The 1,873-nt window shown below is 75.1% G+C and carries 1 protein-coding gene and 1 pseudogene; both read right to left on the reverse strand.

Annotated elements, in window-relative coordinates:
• Positions 1-866, reverse strand: an 866-nt coding sequence (locus tag A5714_RS03090; RefSeq protein ID WP_231975731.1) for a hypothetical protein, incomplete at its 3' end; no start/stop codon positions are given.
• Positions 867-899: 33 nt separating this feature from the next.
• Positions 900-1,873, reverse strand: a pseudogene (locus tag A5714_RS26465) (hypothetical protein); the annotation flags it as partial.

Here is a 1,873-nt window from a genome sequence, read left to right on the forward strand (position 1 = left end):
ACGAGCGTCACCGCCGCGACGGCCAGCACCGTTCGGCGGCCCCGCGGCCCGCGGGCATCGGCCGCCTGCGGCGCGTCCGCTTCGACGTTGGAGCCCGTCGGTGCGTCCGCGTCGGCGGTGCTGTAGGCGCGCTGCGGTGCGGCGGTGGGGTCGAACCGGGCGGACGGCATGGCGAGTGTGCGGGGCGCGCCCAGCCGGGCGTTCGCCGCGGCCAGCGACGCGCCACGCGCCAGTGCCATGTCCGGCTCTTCGGGCGTCATCACCGACAGTGACGTCGCCGCGTCCAGCGTCGGCTTGATCGTCGGGATGTCCACCTCGCAACCGACCAGCAAGACACCGTCCGGTCGGACGTCCAGCGATTCGGTGCCCGAGACCACCGTCGCCAGCCGGGCCAGGGCGGCGTCGTCTCCGTCGGGCAGCGGGTACCGGCGGGCGCCGGTGACCGAACCGTTGCGGGTGTCGACGAGGGCCAGCGTCGCGGTGCCCGGCTCGACGAGCAGCAGCGCGGTCCGCGCCCAGTTGGTGGCGCTGCCGACCGCCTGGGCCAGCGCGGCGGCGGCCGTGACGGCCGAGACCAGCACGACGTTGCCCATGCTTCGGGCCGACAGCGCGTCTCGTAGGGCTGCCGCGCGGGCCGGGTCGGTGCAAGTCACGCCGCTCGAGGCGAGGCGATATCCCCCCTGGGCCGCGCTGTCCCGCGTCCCCTCGATAGCCGCGACGACCTGTTCCGCCGCGGCGCGGGCCGAGGAGTCGCCGCCGACCTCGAAGGCGCGGTGATCGACGCTCACCCCGCCGGCGCCGATACCCTCGACGAGCACCAGGCGAACGCTCTCGGGCGCTACCGACACGCCAAGTACGACTTCCACCGCATTTCCCCTAAGTCAATCTCGCTGAAGTGGCTATCGGTGGCCGAAGCCGTGGCCGCCGCCGAAACCACCGAACCCGTGGCCGCCACCGAATGGGCCATGGCCTCCCCCGAAGCCGCCGAACGGGCCGTGGCCGCCGCCGAATGGGCCGTGACCCCCGCCGAAGGGCCCCCCGAAAGGGCCCCGCCCGCCGAGGGGGCCGTGACCGCCCCCGAACCCGCCGAACGGACCGCGCCCACCGAGCGGGCCGTGACCGCCCCCGAAGCCGGGCACCGGGGGCCGCACGAGCGGCACGTGTGGTGCCGGTACGAACACCGGCGGGGGCACCAGGGGCACCGGGACGGGAACCGGCGGCGCCGCGGGCACCGGGGCGGCGACAGGCGGGTTCAACGGGTGCGGCGCGGCCAGCGGCCTCGGCGCCGACAGCTGCGGCCGTGCCGGCGCGAGCGGCGCCGGTTGGGGCACGGCCGGCGCGACGATGTTCTCGTTTGGGCTGGGACGCAGCGCGACCGTGGGCCGGATGCTGATCGCCAGCGCGATCTCCAGCGCCACCACGGCGGCGATGAAGACGACGGCCAGCGTGCTGCTCACCAACAGGATGGATCTGCGGCGCTGCGCGTCCGGGTCCAGCCCGATGACGGTCTGGGCGTCGGCGTCCTCATCCGGGACGGCGCTGTAGGCGACGTTCGGCCGCGCGTTACCCGTGTCCACGGGAGTGGCTGCGAAGGCCCACGGGGCGAACTCGCCCGTTCCCGGGTCTTGCGCGTAGGCCAGCGCGGCTGTGGACGACGCGAACAGCGGCGCGTGCGCGGACGCCAACGCCGCGCCCCGAGCCAGCGCCATCTCGGGCTCGTCGGGCACCCACAGCTGCAACGAGGTGGCGGACTCCACCACCGGTTTGATGAGCGGGATGTCGACGCCCGAGCCGACGAGGACCATGCCCTGCGGGCCCGCGTCAAGCGATTCCGCGCCCGAGGCCAGATCGGCGAGGTCGGCGACGGCCTGGC

Source organism: Mycobacterium sp. E2462, from assembly GCF_001672685.1.
GTDB lineage: Bacteria > Actinomycetota > Actinomycetes > Mycobacteriales > Mycobacteriaceae > Mycobacterium.